At 41.0% G+C, this 17329-nt stretch carries 17 protein-coding genes; 14 read left to right on the forward strand and 3 right to left on the reverse strand.

From position 1 onward, the window contains the following. Both T356_RS0110200 and T356_RS0110205 read right to left on the reverse strand, forming a co-directional pair. On the reverse strand, positions 1 to 921 hold the full coding sequence (locus tag T356_RS0110200; RefSeq protein ID WP_026514392.1) for an ABC transporter permease: 921 nt from the start codon (positions 919 to 921) through the stop codon (positions 1 to 3). Next, positions 914 to 1834 (reverse strand): ABC transporter ATP-binding protein, encoded by a 921-nt coding sequence (locus tag T356_RS0110205; RefSeq protein ID WP_242846590.1) that lies wholly within the window; start codon positions 1832 to 1834, stop codon positions 914 to 916. Before T356_RS0110205 ends, T356_RS0110200 begins: the two co-directional genes overlap by 8 nt. 225 nt (positions 1835 to 2059) lie before the next feature. Here T356_RS0110205 and T356_RS0110210 point away from each other — a divergent pair, with 225 nt between their 5' ends. The 3 genes from T356_RS0110210 to T356_RS21315 all read left to right on the forward strand — a co-directional run bounded on the left by T356_RS0110210 (position 2060) and on the right by T356_RS21315 (position 4565). Beyond that, the gene (locus tag T356_RS0110210) at positions 2060 to 3250 is read left to right on the forward strand and encodes a pyridoxal phosphate-dependent aminotransferase (RefSeq protein ID WP_026514394.1); all 1191 of its coding nucleotides are present in this window, start codon (positions 2060 to 2062) and stop codon (positions 3248 to 3250) included. Between the two features lie 26 nt (positions 3251 to 3276). After that, a complete protein-coding gene (locus T356_RS19100; RefSeq protein WP_051563349.1) occupies positions 3277 to 3933 on the forward strand; it encodes a phosphatase PAP2 family protein in 657 nt (218 codons plus the stop codon). A 128-nt stretch (positions 3934 to 4061) separates the two neighbouring features. Further along, the gene (locus T356_RS21315) at positions 4062 to 4565 is read left to right on the forward strand and encodes a DUF6465 family protein (RefSeq protein ID WP_051563350.1); all 504 of its coding nucleotides are present in this window, start codon (positions 4062 to 4064) and stop codon (positions 4563 to 4565) included. A gap of 133 nt (positions 4566 to 4698) precedes the next feature. Here the strand turns inward: T356_RS21315 and T356_RS0110225 are convergent, their stop codons facing one another. Then, positions 4699 to 5496, reverse strand: coding sequence for a hypothetical protein (locus T356_RS0110225; RefSeq protein ID WP_026514395.1), 798 nt, complete (start codon positions 5494 to 5496; stop codon positions 4699 to 4701). A 1350-nt stretch (positions 5497 to 6846) separates the two neighbouring features. Here T356_RS0110225 and T356_RS0110230 point away from each other — a divergent pair. From T356_RS0110230 to T356_RS0110280, 11 genes are all read left to right on the forward strand, one after another. After that, positions 6847 to 7449: a hypothetical protein gene (locus T356_RS0110230; protein ID WP_026514396.1), complete on the forward strand. Its 603-nt coding sequence runs from the start codon at positions 6847 to 6849 to the stop codon at positions 7447 to 7449. A 24-nt stretch (positions 7450 to 7473) separates the two neighbouring features. Further along, positions 7474 to 7704 (forward strand): helix-turn-helix domain-containing protein, encoded by a 231-nt coding sequence (locus T356_RS0110235; protein ID WP_026514397.1) that lies wholly within the window; start codon positions 7474 to 7476, stop codon positions 7702 to 7704. An 11-nt stretch (positions 7705 to 7715) separates the two neighbouring features. Continuing rightward, positions 7716 to 8630 (forward strand): ABC transporter ATP-binding protein, encoded by a 915-nt coding sequence (locus T356_RS0110240; RefSeq protein ID WP_026514398.1) that lies wholly within the window; start codon positions 7716 to 7718, stop codon positions 8628 to 8630. After that, the gene (locus tag T356_RS0110245; RefSeq protein WP_026514399.1) at positions 8615 to 9340 is read left to right on the forward strand and encodes an ABC transporter permease; all 726 of its coding nucleotides are present in this window, start codon (positions 8615 to 8617) and stop codon (positions 9338 to 9340) included. Before T356_RS0110240 ends, T356_RS0110245 begins: the two co-directional genes overlap by 16 nt. An 8-nt stretch (positions 9341 to 9348) precedes the next feature. Next, positions 9349 to 10059, forward strand: a complete 711-nt coding sequence (locus tag T356_RS0110250) for an ABC transporter permease (RefSeq protein WP_026514400.1) — start codon at positions 9349 to 9351, stop codon at positions 10057 to 10059. A 330-nt stretch (positions 10060 to 10389) separates the two neighbouring features. Next, the gene (gene hrcA / locus T356_RS0110255; protein WP_026514401.1) at positions 10390 to 11424 is read left to right on the forward strand and encodes a heat-inducible transcriptional repressor HrcA; all 1035 of its coding nucleotides are present in this window, start codon (positions 10390 to 10392) and stop codon (positions 11422 to 11424) included. A gap of 41 nt (positions 11425 to 11465) precedes the next feature. After that, positions 11466 to 12146 carry a nucleotide exchange factor GrpE gene (gene grpE / locus T356_RS0110260; RefSeq protein WP_051563352.1) on the forward strand — a complete coding sequence of 227 codons (681 nt, stop codon included), beginning with the start codon at positions 11466 to 11468 and terminating at the stop codon, positions 12144 to 12146. A gap of 80 nt (positions 12147 to 12226) precedes the next feature. Further along, on the forward strand, positions 12227 to 14107 hold the full coding sequence (dnaK, locus tag T356_RS0110265; protein WP_026514403.1) for a molecular chaperone DnaK: 1881 nt from the start codon (positions 12227 to 12229) through the stop codon (positions 14105 to 14107). A 101-nt stretch (positions 14108 to 14208) separates the two neighbouring features. Then, positions 14209 to 15393 (forward strand): molecular chaperone DnaJ, encoded by a 1185-nt coding sequence (dnaJ, locus tag T356_RS0110270; protein WP_026514404.1) that lies wholly within the window; start codon positions 14209 to 14211, stop codon positions 15391 to 15393. A 145-nt stretch (positions 15394 to 15538) separates the two neighbouring features. Next, positions 15539 to 16576, forward strand: a complete 1038-nt coding sequence (gene prmA / locus T356_RS0110275) for a 50S ribosomal protein L11 methyltransferase (protein WP_026514405.1) — start codon at positions 15539 to 15541, stop codon at positions 16574 to 16576. After that, on the forward strand, positions 16576 to 17328 hold the full coding sequence (locus T356_RS0110280; RefSeq protein WP_026514406.1) for an RsmE family RNA methyltransferase: 753 nt from the start codon (positions 16576 to 16578) through the stop codon (positions 17326 to 17328). Before prmA ends, T356_RS0110280 begins: the two co-directional genes overlap by 1 nt. Position 17329 lies beyond the last annotated feature (1 nt).

Below are 17329 nucleotides of genomic sequence, written 5' to 3' on the forward strand. Positions count from 1 at the left end.
TTAGCGTTTATTGTAAATTTTGGGATAAATGATACTGATTGCACCAACAGAAATAACTGTAATAATTATTATGTATAATAAGGTCTGTTTCAACTCCCAATTTCTTCCGAATACATACGAATTGAATGTAAAAATCTCTTTCATGGAATCCGCAAACATCCCGTTATCCAATCCTCCGATGTTTTCGTTCATATGATTCAGAGTTCCGCCTGTAAGACGGTTTCTTATGAGTATTGTCACGCATGTGGCAGGGATTAGGTTGCATACATTTTGAATCTTTTCGCCAAACTCCGACAGAGGAATGTACGCGCCAACCACGAATCCGGATACCGCTGACAATATTCCCATAAGTGCACTGCTGGTGCTCATGCTTTTTATAAACATCATGAGCAGCATGAATATTGCAGTAGAAGAAACCGTTCCCAGGAAAACAAGTCCGCTGAGCATGAGAATATCTGTTATCTCAAGGTATACTTTTCCGTTAATTGCAAGCATTCCCAAGCCGCACGCCATCACTAACATTACCTGAATGAATGCTGTCATAACAGCCGCGATGAAATATGACATAATGACCTCGGCTCTGCTCACGGGTGTTGAGATCATATCATAATAAGTAGTGTCCTCTCTGTCTTTGACCATCACTTCGAGCGCGTTATACGGAATCGTAAGAAGAGCGGTGCTTATTATTCCTGTCAGCAAAAGCCCGTTCACGAATTGATCCATATCACCGGATGAAATGAGATTTCCAAGTTCCGCTGTCGCATTTTCAAGCGGTGTCAGAAAAGTTTTTTTCAAAAAAAGAATATACAACACCAGCAGGATCAAAGGTGTCAGCATCGAGAAAAAAATTGATCCCTTATTTGTAATAAACACCAGCATATTTCTTTTTATAAGTCCTGATAATCCTCTTAATTTAGCCATTTGCTCCCACCATTTCCTTTCCTGTAAGTGCTAAGAACACGTCGTCCATTGTTCCTTTTATGATTTCAAAATCTTTTATAATATCCCTGTTATTCCAGACAAATTCTGTTATTCCGCTGTCCATGGATATGTTGTAGTGATCCGCTTCATATTTGTATTTGCTCACATTTGCCTGTTCAATGATCTGTCTGTGCCTGTCGCATGCATCCGTGTACCAGATGAGTTTCTTTGCTGTGTATCTGCTCTTTAATTCCGCAGGCGAGCCCTCAGCGATTATGCTTCCCTTATCCATGATCACCACATTGTCAGCTTCAGCGGTTTCTTCCATATAATGAGTGGTCAGGAAGATTGTAAGCTTTTCCTCTTTTCGCAGATGATTAATGTAATCCCAAACCATCTTGCGTGACATCGGATCGAGTCCTGTTGTGGGCTCATCCAGAAAGAGAATGCTCGGTTTATGTAAAAGAGCTCTCGCTATGTCCACGCGCCTTCGCTGTCCTCCGGAAAGGTTCTCGTATTTCCTGTTCCATATTTCTTTTAAATTAAATTCTTCCCAGAAATCATCGAGCCTTTCGGTTATATCTTTTTTACCGAAGCCGTAATAGGCGCCTCTTGTAAGTAGATTCTGCTTTACGGTCAGCTTTTTATCCAATACTGAATTCTGAAAAACAATTCCGATCTCTTTCCTTATCGCATCATCCTCTTTTCCGAGCTCTTTTCCCATTATCAGGGCTTCGCCCGATGTCTTTGTGAGGATGGTACTTAGCATGTTGATCGTAGTCGATTTGCCTGCGCCGTTCTCGCCAAGGAAGGCAAAAAGCTCACCGCGCTTCACATCAAATGTGATCTTGTTTACGGCAGTCATGTCACCATACATTTTTTTTAGATTATTCACTTCGATCGCTTTGATCATACTGAACCTCTTTTCTATAAATTTGTGCCCTTAGGCGTTTTGCTGTTTTCTGCCTTAGATATTAACTTATTTTTCAGGTAAAAAAAGAGTTTCTAAGGTGAGTTGCACTTTTATAAAGGTGAAATGCATTTTCTGTTAAGATGAGGTTGTTTCCAATGATGAAGCTCCTTTTTTGTGGTATACTGAGATACAAAGTTTTTACTTAATACTTAAGGAGACGAGGTTATGATTAACGAGACATATAAATCAATGCTTGGCGCAAAGTCAGTAATTAGAGAGCTTTCGGAGTACGCTACCGCGAGGGGAAAAGAAATTGGATACGAGAATGTTTTTGATTTCAGCTTGGGAAATCCTTCGGTTGCGGTTCCTCAGGAATTTACAGATGAGATGATTAGGCTTCTTCAGACGGAAGATACCATGACACTTCATGGATATACTCCAAGTCTCGGTAATCCTTTGTATAAAGAAAAGATTGCGCAGTCTTTGAATAAAAGATTTGGAATGAACTACGGACCTGAGCACATCTTCCCTACAACAGGGGCAGCAGGTGCAATCTCACATGCAATCAGAGCAATCACAAAGCCGGGAGACAAGGCGCTTGCATTTGCACCATTTTTCCCCGAGTACAATCCGTACATAACAGGTGCGGGAGTTGAGCTTGAGGTTGTTCCCGCAGACACTGAGACTTTCCAGATCAACTTCGATAAATTTGAAGATATGTTTACAGCTGATGTTGCGGCAGTTCTCGTGAACACACCGAACAACCCTTCAGGTGTTGCATATTCAACAGAGACACTTACAAGACTTGCCGAGATTCTTACAGCTAAGTCAAAAGAGTTCGGACATACGGTATATCTTTTGTCCGATGAACCATACAGAGAGATCGTGTTCAAGGGCGCTGACGCTCCGTATGTATCAAAGTTCTACGATCACACTTTGAGCTGCTACTCATTCTCCAAATCTCTTTCTCTTCCGGGAGAAAGAATCGGATACGTTGCGGTTAATCCTAAGTGCGAAGGCGCAGAATTTATCGTTCCCATGTGCGGACAGATCTCAAGAGGTACAGGACATAACTGTCCTCCTTCAATCATCCAGCAGGCTGTTGCAAAGGTATGCGACATGACTGCAGATCTTTCCGTTTATGAGACAAACATGAATATCATCTATGATACTTTGGTTGAGCTTGGATTTACGGTTGTAAAACCCGGAGGAACTTTCTATATAATGCCTAAGGCGCTTGAAGAGAGCTCTATCGAATTCTGCAAAAAAGCTAAAGAGTACGATCTTATCTTCGTACCCACAGACGGTTTTGGGGCACCGGGCTTTTTCAGAATGGCTTACTGCATAGAGACTGAGAAGGTTGAGAGAGCAATGGAGAGACTTCGCAAGTTCGTGAACGAAGTGTACAAGAAATAAAGTTTTGGCTACACGGAGGAAGTGCTATGAAAAGAAAAAGTTATTACGGGAAGACTATACTTTTGTTGATCATTTCTATTGTATATACAGTGCTTGTATCTGTAGTCGATAAACAGGCTATCGGTCCCGAGGGAACGAGCGTCGGTTTTTCGGCGATCAACAAAGTGGTGCTTGACCTTATTTCTTATAATCCCATGTGGGATAAAGTTACAGACATAATGCTTATGATAGCGATTCTTACAGCTGCGTATTTTGCCGTAACGGGACTTATGCAGGTTGTAAAAGAGAAAAGACGCATCATGGAAGTCGACAAAGAGATACTTATCATGGGCTTTTTGTATGTGATTCTTGTTATCATGTATGTTGTTTTTGACAAGATTCCGTTCAACTACAGACCGGTTCTTTTGCCCGATGAAACGGAGCTTGAGGCGTCATTTCCTTCTACACATGTACTTATGATCTGCACAATAATGGGAAGTGCGATCGCTGCTTGGAGAGAAAGATTATATGACGACGAGAACCTTGTGGCAATTCTTAGAACCTGCGCCTGTGTTGTAATGGCGATAGGTGTTGTCGGAAGAGTCTTGGCGGGAGTGCATTGGTTCAGTGACATATGCGGTGGTCTGCTTATTTCCGCTACTTTGATATCAGCATACAAAGCTACACTAGATAAAATGGGATGATATAAAGGGTAATAATTCGCAGGTGCGTTGACAACGCTGTTTAATGATAGTAAACTTAATTTCGTAATCACTTTATTGTTTTAACGAGTCACATAGATCGTTTGCGATTTTGAGGAGGATAACGAGAAATGGCAGAGATTAAGAAGGCGGAAGCAGTTGTAAAACCTGTTGCAACTATCAAGAATCCTACTTTTATTACAGAAGTTAAAACACCGGAATTAAAGGATACAACTGCCGAGACAAAGAAAGCACCGGCAAAGAAGACTACAGCTAAGAAAACTACAGCCAAGAAGGCTGCAAGTACAACAAAGAAAGCAACAGCTACAAAGACTGCTGCAAAGAAGACTACTACAAAGGCGACCACAACAAAGAAGGCTGCAACCAAGAAAACAACTGCAAAGAAGACTACAACAAGAAAAGCAGCTGCAAAGCCTAATGTTATGATCGAGATTCAGTATTCATACAAGCACATCTCAAACGACGAGCTTGTTCAGAAATCATTGGATAATTTCCAGTACGACCTCAAGGGCGATCCCACAAAGGTTAAGAAGCTCAGCATCTACGTTAAGCCTCAGGAAGATAAGGCTTACTATGTAGTTGATGACAAGATTTCAGGCGACATCGATATCTGATGAGAAGTGTGTGACAGCTGGGTATATGATAGTTATGTCTATAGCGGTCAAACTTATGAGGGTTGATGTATAGACAGTTCATAAGAAAAAGATTGAGAGGCAATGATCGGAGTGATTCGGTTGTTGCTTCTTTTTATTGCAAAAATTCTTTAATCATATTTTTGATTATATTTGAGCTTATAGCATTTTGAGAGGTTTCAAATGTCATGATCATGTTTTTGCCCGGGAAGAATCCGTTTTGATTGTACGCTTGAATCTTAGCTATATTTTTGTTGGAGTAAGCAATATTATCCATCATTCCGAAATGTTCCCATACTATCTCTTTTCTCTTATTTATATTAAGGCATGTAAAATCAGGGTATACCGTTCCTATACCTTTCAGATATAAAGGATATTCATAGCGATAAGGAACACCACATTGTTCTAAAGTATTGGCTATGATAAGTTCAGATTTGGAACGTACTTTGATACCTTTGCTTGAGTAAAATTCAGAATCATTAATAAATCCTGAGCTCTCGTAGGTAACAGATTCCCATTTTTTTACAAATATTTCTTCTGTATCAATAATAGGTGACACGAGTAGTTGTCTGGCTTTTGACATATGCGTATAGACTTTGTCGATTTCGGAAACATCGTATTTTTCAAGAAAATCAGCAAGTTCCTTTTTTAGATTATTGAGCTTAGTTACAACAGCATGTTCATATCCTTGTTGTGCAACGTTCCTGAGAATATTGAGTTCGTCGGCTTTTGCATATGTTCGTTTTCCTGAAACTCTGTCAACCCAATAATACTGATCATAACCGTTACTCTTGCTGACAGTAATTCCTTTATCGGGGATATTCTTTAGTTTAATTAGATTTTTATTGGATTTCGAGATAAGCTCGTCAAGTTCCTTTAGTTGTGCTTTCATATCTTCTTTTAAATCTTGCATAGTACCACCATTATTCTTTTTTTATTCATGTAAACACTGGTTATAAATTGGAAAATGCGACGATGAAATTATTGCCGCGTTGAAATATTAGAATCGGTTTGATGAAAACCGAAGAAGACTATAACTCGAAATATGACCTTATGTCAATGGGATTTGTTTATTTTAAATTACACTTTACGATTTCGCTATACGTAGGACCATTTTTGTGGGGATTTTTGTTTGCTCATTTTTATGAGTATGGTCTTATGAATATTGATTTGGGGATCCTTACGTGAGGCGAAGGGCAGAACTGAGCTTGTACACGTAGAGATAAGCGATTGTAGGAAAGGCTTTACGGGCATAGAACCCGGTAATTGACATATACACGTAGAGGTAAGCGAATTTAGGAGCCACTTTACGGGTGTAGAATTCCGAAAGGCGGTTCGTACACGTAGAAGTAAGTGATTTAGGAGCTGCTCTACGGGTATAGAATCTCGAAAAATGTTACGTACACGTAGAAGTGAGTGCATTTAGGAGCTGCTCTACGGGTACAGAATCCCGAAAAATGTTACGTACACGTAGAAGAGAGTGAATTTAGGAGCAGCTCTACGGGTATAGAATCTCGAAAAATGTCACGTACACGTAGAAGAGAGTGAATTTAGGAGCAGCTCTACGGTCACAGAATCCCGAAAAACGGCATGTACACGTAGAAGTAAATGAATGTGAGATGGATTTTACGGGTATAAAGTGTGTAAGAGAATCTGAGTAACGTAGGGGAGGTCGAAAGAGCCTATTTGTATCACAAAGCTTTTTCTTCGAAGATAAAGATATAACACGCTTTGTAATTGAACCACTTGAAACAGCGTGCTTTGCAATTGGGATTTGCCACAAATATCACAAATTCAACATTACCGCAAATTTTAGCTCTTGGATTTTAATTCATTAATTCATTATTAAGGCATATATTTTCAAGCTCATAATGGAGCGTTGCTTTTACCGTTACTTTTTTGCTGCTTTTTTCGATAAAAAATAAAACAAACAAGATAAATATTTAATGTTTATCATTAAAAAGTTATTGACAGGTATAAAACAGGATGCTATATTATACTCATGAACAGGAAATAACCGGACGCGGTGATGGAAAGTTCATAAATTCTCGAGAAAATGCAATCAAGATAATTTGAAGTTAGATACAAACGTGAACGCACATGAAGTTGTCAAAAGAGGTTAAAGAAAAAAGTTGCTTTCACAAACGAAATGAGAAAAATAAGTATGAACAAACAACAAGAATGAAAAACGGCCATGCGCTGGAATAAGACAACAAATAATAATTGAGCGCGAACATAGGGATTCGCAGATGGGAGATTAAAAATGAGAGAACAGGAAATTAAACTTGCTAATGTAAAGAAGAGCTGCAGTACAACAGGAAAAGTTGCAAAAGTACTTGGTGTTCTTATGGCTGTGATTGCTGTAGTGATGCTTGTTGGCGGTATAGTGATGCTTGCTTGTAAGAGCAATATCAATAGTAGTATAAAAACTGAAGAAGTGAGCGGAAAAGTAGTAGCACATGTATTCAGTGAGAACGGAACTGAACTTTTTAGTCTTGAGCAGGTTGAAGATATGGGAAAACATGGCATCTTAGGAATGTTTAACGTTGTGGGAATTCTTATGTATAAGGGTATGGCTGCGGAAGCATTTGCGGTAACTTTCTTTTCTACAGCTGTTACAATTGCTATCCTTGCCGGAATCTTCATCATAATAATGAAAGTATTTAAGCTCATTGAAAACAGTGATTCACCCTTCAATGGAGACGTTATGAAGAAACTCAAGACAGCATTTATCATAATTACCGTTTACACATTCTTTGCAGTAGGTCTCGGAGCTGCAGCCCTTGCAGGAGTTGTATTCTGGAGCATGTATTGCATCCTTGATTACGGCTATGTACTTCAGAAAGAATCAGATGAAACCTTATAATTTCGGGAATGCGAGGTGAACGATATGGGTAAAATTATACTTAGATTAGACCGCGTCATGGCTGACAGAAAAATGTCTCTAAACGAACTGTCCGCAAAAGTTGGCGTATCAAATGTAAATCTATCCAAGATAAAAACAGGAAAGATCAGCGCTATCAGATTTTCAACACTCGAAGCAATATGCGAAACCCTAAACTGCCAGCCGGGAGACATACTTGAGTATGATCCAAACGCGGCATCAGATGATAATGAATAAAAAGGAAAAATATGGAAATCACTATAGAGAACCTAACTAAAAGATTTGGAGATCAAATTGCGGTAAAAGATTTGTCTCTTAAGATTCCGGCAGGTAAGATATATGGTTTCATAGGCGCGAATGGTGCCGGTAAAACAACGACCATGAAGATGATGGTTGGACTTTTAAAGCCTGATTCAGGCGTCGTCAGATACAACGGAAAAGAAATGAAACATCTGGATAGCAGTATAATGCAGGATGTAGGCGTGTTTATCAGTAAACCCAATTATTATCCCAATCTGACGGCAAGAGAAAATCTTGCATATCTTCAGCGAATACTTGGAAAACCTGTTGAAGAGGCGGACAGAGTTCTTAAGCTTGTTGGGCTTGACGCTGTTGGTGACAAAAAAGTTTCTAAGTTTTCTTTTGGAATGAAGCAAAGACTTGGGCTTGCCATTTCCTTTCTGAATAATCCCAAGGTACTTATTCTTGATGAACCAACTAACGGACTTGATCCAAGAGGAATATTTGAGATAAGAGAGATGCTTGGAAATTTGGCGCATCAAAGCGGATGTACGATTTTTATCTCGAGCCACAATATTGCAGAGATTGAGAAGCTTTCAGATAGAATATGCATTATCGACAGAGGTAAAAAGATATTTGAAGGAAGCGTTGATGAACTTTATGAAACTGAAGGACTGGAATATTGTATAAGGACAAATGATTCTGAAAAAGCAGCGAAGCTTTTTGGCAAGATTGGACTGACATATGTAAGAAAAAATGATGCATTCTTTATGGAGATGGCAAAAGAAAAAATACCTGCATTGTTAAAACTTCTTATTGATGCAAATGTTGAAGTATATGAGGTGTCGCCAAACAACAGCCTTGAAAACATATATCTGGCGCTTACCGGAAAAGAAAGAGGTGGCGTATGCAGTGTCTTATAAGAGAAGAAATAAAAAAGATACAGGCTGACAAGTGCGTGCCATATGTGATAATCAGCTTTGCGGTGTTATGTAACTTGATGGTAGCGGTCTTATGTAAGTTTGATGTGACTAACGAGGATGTACTTGCATTATACGGAAAAAACGGAGTGAATCTATATTTTTTCATCGGTATAAATACGCTTGTCGGGCTCTTTTGCGCGATGTTTGTCGGATACATGATTTTGACAAAAGAATATATAAATGATACTTGGGATCTTCTGATGACAAAACTGTTTGACGGCAAGAAACTTGTTGTGGCCAAATTCATCGTATTTATGCTGTATCAGAGCATATACATACTTTTTTCTATTGTTTTATACATTCCGATTTCAAAGCTCTTAATTCGCGCAGATATAGATTTCAGAATGCTTGGAAGTGTTCTGGTCATAGTTTTCTTCATAAATGCATTCTGTTATATACTTCAATACTGTATTCAACTATATGTCAAAAATTTCCCCATAGCCGTTGTGTCAGGACTTCTGCTTGTCTACATTCTCGGACCGATCAGAGAAATCGTACATATTGCAAATTACATCGGAACGGTTGCCGGAACGTACGCATTTGAATCCGGAAATGTATATAATGCAAAGTTCCTTGCTACATCCGCATTACTGAATATTGCAATCGGCGCTTCTTTTGTATATATAAGCGGGAAAAAGTTCTACTCATAGGAGGGAACATGGATTATTTAAGATTTGAACTAAGAAAAATTAAAGGTTCCGGGATACTCGTAATCGGGGCGGTTCTGACAATCTTGTCTGTTTTGTTTCAAGGATATTTGGGACTCATGGTAAAAGAAATAACATGCGATATCATACATGTTACTGCGATGGATCTTTTTTCGACCCTTATTTTCCCTATATTTATATCAGTTGTGGTTTCGGAGAGCTTCTCTATAGAAGAGACAAATTGTGGAATCGCAAATTCTTATTTCACTAATATTTCAATAAATAAGATCTATACGATGAAACTTTTGACTGTCAGACTTATAAATCTTTTCTTTTTTACATTGGCAACTGCGATAACCATGATATTTGTTGCCCTAAAAGGCGGAAATCCCTTGCTTACACTGTTAAAAGAGTGGAAGTGGATTGTTCTCTCGGTGCTGACTATTTTTGCACTGATAAATATCGTCGGCTTGATAATAATATTGTTCAAAAGCCGCCTCTGCTCAATGCTGATATCAGTCATAGCGACCATCTTTGCCAGCAGCCTTAACCCGCTGGGAATTTCCTGGCTCAACCCTTGGTATGGTTTCGAACACGCCCTTTTCTACAGAGGACTTAGCCCTATTGCCATAACCTACATGATAATCCTTTTTGTACTAAGTGAATTTCTTATAAAAAAGAAAATCCAAGTAATTCCCAACCTTCTGGAAAACATGGTCTGATCATTATTTCAAATTATGTCCTTCAGGAATCTATACATTCTTGAACATGAAGTTCAAGAATGCATCAACCAAGCCAATTAAAATCGACTTCGTCGATGGGGCTTGGTTGACTCTTGAATCACTTTCTCACGAAATCCGCAGCAAGTCCCGGCGTCATGTAAGCCACCACTTTATACACTTTTTAGAAAAGGTATGTTGACATTAATGGCCCAGAGTGATAATTTATGATACAGAAGATGTTAGCACTCGAGTTAAGTGAGTGCTAATACATAAGAAAAACAGTTACCGTCCAATGAATTTAACCGGTGAATACATAGGAAGGTGGACACTTTGGAACTAGACGAAAGAAAAAGAAAAATACTTCATGCGATAGTCAGAAATTACCTTGAGACAGGCGAACCTGTAGGAAGCCGTACGATTTCCAAGTACACGGATCTTAATCTTAGCTCCGCTACAATAAGAAATGAAATGGCAGACCTTGAAGAGATGGGACTCATCATTCAGCCGCATACCTCGGCGGGACGTATTCCTTCAGATCAGGGTTACCGTGTCTATGTAGACGAGATGCTTCGTGACAAAGAGCAGGAAGTAGAGAATATGAAGGAGATGCTTCTTGATAAAGAAGAGAAGCTTGAGACACTCCTTAAGAAAGTTGCCAAGACACTTGCCGTTGATACCAACTACGCAACGATGATCTCGGCACCGCAGATCAGAAAGAACAAACTTAAATTCATACAGATATCAAAGGTCGATGAGGAACACCTTCTTGCGACCATAGTAATAGAAGGCAACGTTATCAAGAACAAGATAATAAACGTTGAGGAAATGCTTGATGACACCACGATGCTTAAGCTCAACATCTTGTTGAACACAAGATTGGACGGACTTGCGGTTGAGGATATCAACCTCGGACTTATAGCAGCCGTCAAACAGGAAGCAGGCATACACAGCGAGATTATTGGAAATGTCATCGATGCTGCGGCAGAGTCGATCACGGCTGACGATGACCTTCAGATATATACAAGCGGAACGATGAACATCTTCAAGTATCCCGAGCTTACCGACAGTGCGAAGGCGAGCGAGCTTATAAGCACATTTGAGGATGCCAAGGATCTTAACAGCATCGTTGAGAACACACTCTCGGCTGATGAAGAAGAGACAGGCATTCAGGTATATATAGGAAATGAAACTCCTGTACAGGCTATGAAGGATTGCAGCGTTGTTACCGCAACTTACGAACTTGGAGACGGAATGAAGGGCACGGTAGGAATAATCGGTCCCAAGCGAATGGACTACGACAAAGTTATTTCGACTCTTAAGAATATGAGATACGCTCTTGATGAGCTATATAAGAAAAAGAGTTAGTCCTGATGAGAATTATGAATATTTGAGGAGGCAAAGTTAAATTGAGCAGTACAGATAAGAAAAAAGTTCACGATAAACCTGCTAAGGAAGTAAACGAGCAGGAGAAGGAAGTTCTCGAAGAAATCATTGAAGAGCTTGAAGAGGAAGCTAAAGAGAAGAAGGAAGAAGCTACCAAAGAGGAAGCTGAAGCCGAGGTTGAAGATGCTTCCGGAGAGAATGACGAAGAAACTTCCGGGGAAAAGGCTGAAGATAAGAAGAAAGGTCTTTTCAAAAAAGATAAAAAGGATCCTCTTAAGGAAAAGATAGATGAACTCAACGACAGACTTATAAGACAGGTTGCAGAGTTCGACAACTTCAGAAAGAGAACTGACAAAGAGAAAGCTCAGATGTTTGAGCAGGGACAGGGAAGCATCCTTGAGAAACTTCTTCCTGTAATTGACAATTTTGAGCGAGGACTTCAGGCAGTTCCCGAAGCTGAGAAAGATGGAGCCTTTGCAGATGGTATGAACAAGATCTACAAACAGCTTATGAAGCAGATGGAAGATCTTGGAGTAACCCCAATTGAAGCTGTGGGAAAAGAATTCGATCCCAACTTCCACAACGCGGTTATGCAGGTGGAAAGCGAGGAATATGAATCCGGAATTGTTGCACAGGAACTTCAAAAGGGATATATGTTCCACGACACCGTGCTCAGACACAGCATGGTTGGTGTTACCCAGTGAGTGGTATAGATTTCAAATATCGACATCACTGATTTTTAAGACGTAAATGATTCAATTTTTATAACGGAGGAAAAGTAGAAATGAGTAAAATTATCGGTATCGACTTAGGTACAACAAATAGCTGCGTAGCAGTTATGGAAGGCGGAAAGCCTACTGTTATCGCTAATGCAGAGGGAGCCAGAACAACACCTTCAATCGTTGCTTTCACAAAGAACGGCGAGAGAATCGTAGGTGAGCCCGCTAAGCGTCAGGCAGTTACAAATGCAGACAATACAATCTCTTCAATCAAGAGAGATATGGGTACAGACAACGGTCGTACCATTGATGGAAAAAAGTACTCTCCTCAGCAGATTTCAGCTATGATCCTTCAGAAGCTTAAGGCTGATGCAGAGCAGTACCTCGGCGAAAAAGTATCAGAGGCGGTAATCACAGTTCCCGCATATTTCAATGACGCACAGCGTCAGGCTACAAAGGATGCAGGTAAGATCGCAGGTCTTGAGGTTAAGAGAATCATCAACGAGCCTACAGCAGCTGCACTTGCTTACGGACTTGATAATGAAAAAGAGCAGAAGATCATGGTTTATGACCTTGGTGGTGGTACATTCGACGTATCAATCATCGAGATCGGTGACGGTGTCATCGAAGTTCTTTCAACAAACGGTGATACACACCTTGGTGGTGATGACTTCGACCAGGCTATCATCAACTGGATGGTTCAGGACTTCAAGAGCAAAGAGGGCGTTGACCTTTCAGGCGACAAGATGGCTATGCAGAGACTTAAAGAAGCTGCAGAGAAGGCTAAGAAAGAGCTTTCTTCATCAACAACAACAAATATCAACCTTCCTTTCATTTCAGCAGGCGCTGATGGCCCTAAGCACTTCGATGTAGACCTTACAAGAGCTAAATTTGAAGAGCTTATCCATGACCTTGTTGAGAGAACAGCTATCCCTGTTCAGAACGCTATGAAAGATGCAGGTCTTACAAATTCAGATATCGGAAAAGTTCTCCTTGTAGGTGGATCAACTCGTGTTCCTTGCGTAGTTGAGAAAGTTAAACAGCTTACAGGCCAGGAGCCTTCAAAGAACCTTAACCCTGATGAGTGCGTAGCTATCGGTGCTTCTATCCAGGGTGGTAAGCTCGCAGGAGATGCAGGCGCAGGCGATATCCTTCTTCTTGACGTAACACCTCTTTCACTTTCAATCGAGACAATGGGTGGTGTTGCTACAAGACTTATCGAGCGTAACACAACTATTCCTACAAAGAAGAGCCAGGTATTCTCAACAGCAGCTGATAACCAGACAGCCGTTGATATCAACGTTCTTCAGGGTGAGAGACAGTTCGCTAAGGACAATAAGTCACTCGGACAGTTCAGACTTGACGGAATCCCTCCGGCAATGAGAGGTGTTCCTCAGATCGAAGTAACATTCGATATCGATGCAAACGGTATCGTTAACGTATCCGCTAAGGATCTTGGAACAGGAAAAGAGCAGCACATCACAATTACAGCAGGATCAAATATGTCTGATGAGGACATCGATAAGGCTGTTAAGGAGGCTCAGGAATATGAAGCACAGGACAAGAAGCGTAAAGAAGGAATTGATGCGCGTAACGATGCTGATTCATTTGTGTTCCAGACTGAGAAAGCTCTTCAGGAAGTTGGCGACAAGATAGATGCATCTCAGAAGCAGGTAGTTGAGGATGACATCAAGACTCTTAAGGAGACACTTGAGAGCACAAAGGATAAAGAGCTTTCAGACAGCGAGATCGATGCTCTTAAGAGCCAGAAAGAGAAGCTTATGACTGATGCTCAGGCACTCTTTGCTAAGATGTACGAAGGTGCTCAGGCAGCCGGTGCAGGCCCAGATATGGGTGCAGCAGGAGCAGGCCCTGACATGAGCGGTGCTTCAAACGCAGCTGATAACAATGATAACGTTGTAGACGGCGATTACAGAGAAGTATAATAAGGTTTACGATAAAGATTCTGATAGCCAGACGAATTCTCGCCTGGCTATTCGGAGCATTTTGAACCAGAGAGAAAATTTGATGATATTTGAGGAGTGTTATGGCAGAGCAAAAGCGTGACTATTATGAGGTTCTCGGAGTAAGTAAGAGTGCCTCTGATGAAGAGATTAAAAAAGCATATCGAGTACTTGCTAAAAAATATCATCCTGATATGAACCCCGGAGATTCAGCTGCTGCAGAGAAGTTCAAAGAAGCTTCCGAAGCGTATGCTGTACTCAGCGATCCCGAGAAGAAGAGACAGTACGATCAGTTTGGTCATGCTGCTTTTGAAGGTGGCGGATCCGGCGGATTTGGTGGATTTGATTTTAACGGTGCTGACTTCGGAGATATATTCGGAGACATATTCGGAGATTTCTTCGGAGGCGGAAGGTCACGCGGTGGCGCAAGAAGTGGTCCTTCTAAGGGAGCCAATCTGCGTGCCAGCGTAAGGATTACTTTCCTTGAAGCTGTATTTGGCTGTGAGAAAGAGCTTGAGCTTACAATAAAAGATCCCTGCCCGACTTGTCACGGAACAGGTGCCAAGCCCGGAACCACAGCACAGACATGTTCTAAGTGCGGAGGAAAAGGACAGATTGTATATACACAGCAGTCTTTCTTCGGCACGGTAAGAAATGTTCAGACATGTCCCGAGTGCGGCGGAACAGGTAAGGTTATCAAGGATAAGTGTACCGATTGCCACGGAACAGGATATATTGCAAGCAGGAAGAAGATTCAGGTTACTATTCCCGCAGGTATAGATAACGGACAGAGCGTAAGAATCCGCGATAAGGGTGAGCCAGGCGTGAACGGCGGACCGAGAGGAGATCTTCTTGTTGAAGTTATCGTCTCAGATCATCCTATCTTCCAGAGAGAGGGATACGACATCTATTCAATGGTGCCTGTATCATTTGCAATCGCAACTCTCGGAGGAACGGTTCTTATCGATACCGTAGACGGAAAAGTTGCTTATGATGTAAAGGCCGGAACTCAGACTGATACAAGAGTAAGACTTCGCGGCAAGGGTGTTCCTTCACTCAGAGATAAGTCAATTCGCGGTGACCACTATGTGACACTTGTTGTCCAGGTTCCCGAGAAGATCTCAAAAGAAGCGAAAGACATTCTTAAGAAATTTGATGAGCTCACAGGTGATTCACTTACAGCAGCCGAGCGAATGATGGATTCCAAGGACAAGGATCCCGGTGGAGACAATCCCGGCGGCAAGAAAAAGAAATCATTCTGGAAATAAATTTTGCTTATAAATTTTCCTTATGTTTTAAAGTATGGTATACTTCCGTAGTTAGAGATGGCTACGGAAGTATTTTTGTGATATAGGCGTATGCCATGAAGCAATTCGTATATCGCAAAATGTTTACAATAATAGGTGAAACAATATGAAATGGATGCGTTTTAGAGTCCGTACAAACGAAGAAGCGGAAGATATCATAATAAGTTACCTTGAGGATATAGGCCTTGAGGGAGCACAGATTGAAGACAATGTGCCTTTGACAGCTGCAGATAAAGAGCAGATGTTTATTGATGCACCGGAACTTGAGCCTGATAATGCGCAGACAGGTATTGAAGCGGGCGTTGCATATCTCAATTTCTTTTTGGAGATTGATGACGAAGATATGCTTACTGTTGAATGTCCCGATGAAAACGGAGAGTATGTCAAAGTTAAGAAAACTCCCGATGAGATGCTCGCAGAGCTCAAGGACAAACTTGCAGAGCTCAGATCTTTTTCAAATATCGGAGACGGAACTGTATCGGTTGATGTCACTGAAGATATTGACTGGATCAACAATTGGAAACAGTACTTCCATAAGTTTTATATAGATGATGTTCTTGTTATTCCTTCATGGGAGAAGGAGACCGATGAGGATAAAGAGAAAGCCGAGATGGTTCTTCATATCGATCCCGGAACGGCTTTCGGAACAGGAATGCATGAGACGACTCAGCTCTGTATCAGAATGCTGAGAAAATATATAACTCCTGAGACCGAACTTCTCGATGTCGGAACGGGAAGCGGAGTACTCTCAATTCTTTCTCTCATGTTCGGCGCTAAGCACGCTGTCGGAACAGACCTTGATAAATGTGCTGTACCAGCGGTAAAAGAGAATATGGAGAATAACAACATCAGTCCCGACAAGTTCGACATGATGATCGGAAATATCATAGACGATAAGGAAATACAGGATAAAGTCGGCTATGATAAGTATGATATCGTTGTTGCAAATATACTTGCAAACGTACTTGTTCCTCTTACACCCGTTATACTGAACCAGCTTAAGAGCGGCGGAATATATATTACATCGGGAATAATCAATACCAAAGAGGAAGAGGTCAAGAAAGCACATCTTGATGCGGGTCTTGAGATACTTGAGATTCACCATCAGGGAGACTGGGTTTCTATCACATCGAGGAAAAACTGATGTATCATTTTTTTGTTGAAAGCGCGCAGGTAAGTCCTGATCTTAAACGCGTTGACATAGTCGGAGCCGATTACAACCACATCGCGAATGTACTTAGGATGAAAGTGGGCGAGCAGTTTTCGGTAAGTATCAGAGAGGAAAACGACGGGCGCGAGCTTTTTTACGAGATCGAAGAGATCAATAAGACAAGTGTTGTCGGAAAGCTTTGCTTTGTCGAGGAAGTTGGAAATGAACTTCCGTCGAAGATCTATCTTTTCCAGGGGCTACCGAAGGTTGATAAAATGGAGCTCATCATTCAGAAGGCTGTTGAACTCGGAGCTTTTGAGATTATACCCATGTCTACAAAAAGGTGTATAGTTAAGCTTGATGCAAAAAAGGCTGAGTCAAAGGTAAAGAGATGGCGGGCAATCGCGGAGGCGGCAGCCAAGCAGAGTAAGAGAGCGGTCATCCCTGTTGTAAAAGAACCGATGACAATGAAGCAGGCAATAGAGTATGCAAAAGAGCTTGAAGTTAAGCTCATACCCTATGAACTTGCGGAGCATATAGACGAAACCAAGAAGATAATAGAGGGCATAAAACCCGGAGAGAACATTGCTGTGTTTATCGGACCTGAAGGCGGCTTTTCTGAAGAGGAAGTTGCGCTTGCCAAGGAAAACGGGGTTCTTCCGATAACACTCGGAAAGAGAATCTTAAGGACAGAAACAGCAGGTTTTACCATCATTTCATGGCTTATGTATCATTTAGAAGGATGAG

This window comes from Butyrivibrio sp. LB2008, from assembly GCF_000621565.1.
Lineage (GTDB): Bacteria > Bacillota > Clostridia > Lachnospirales > Lachnospiraceae > Butyrivibrio.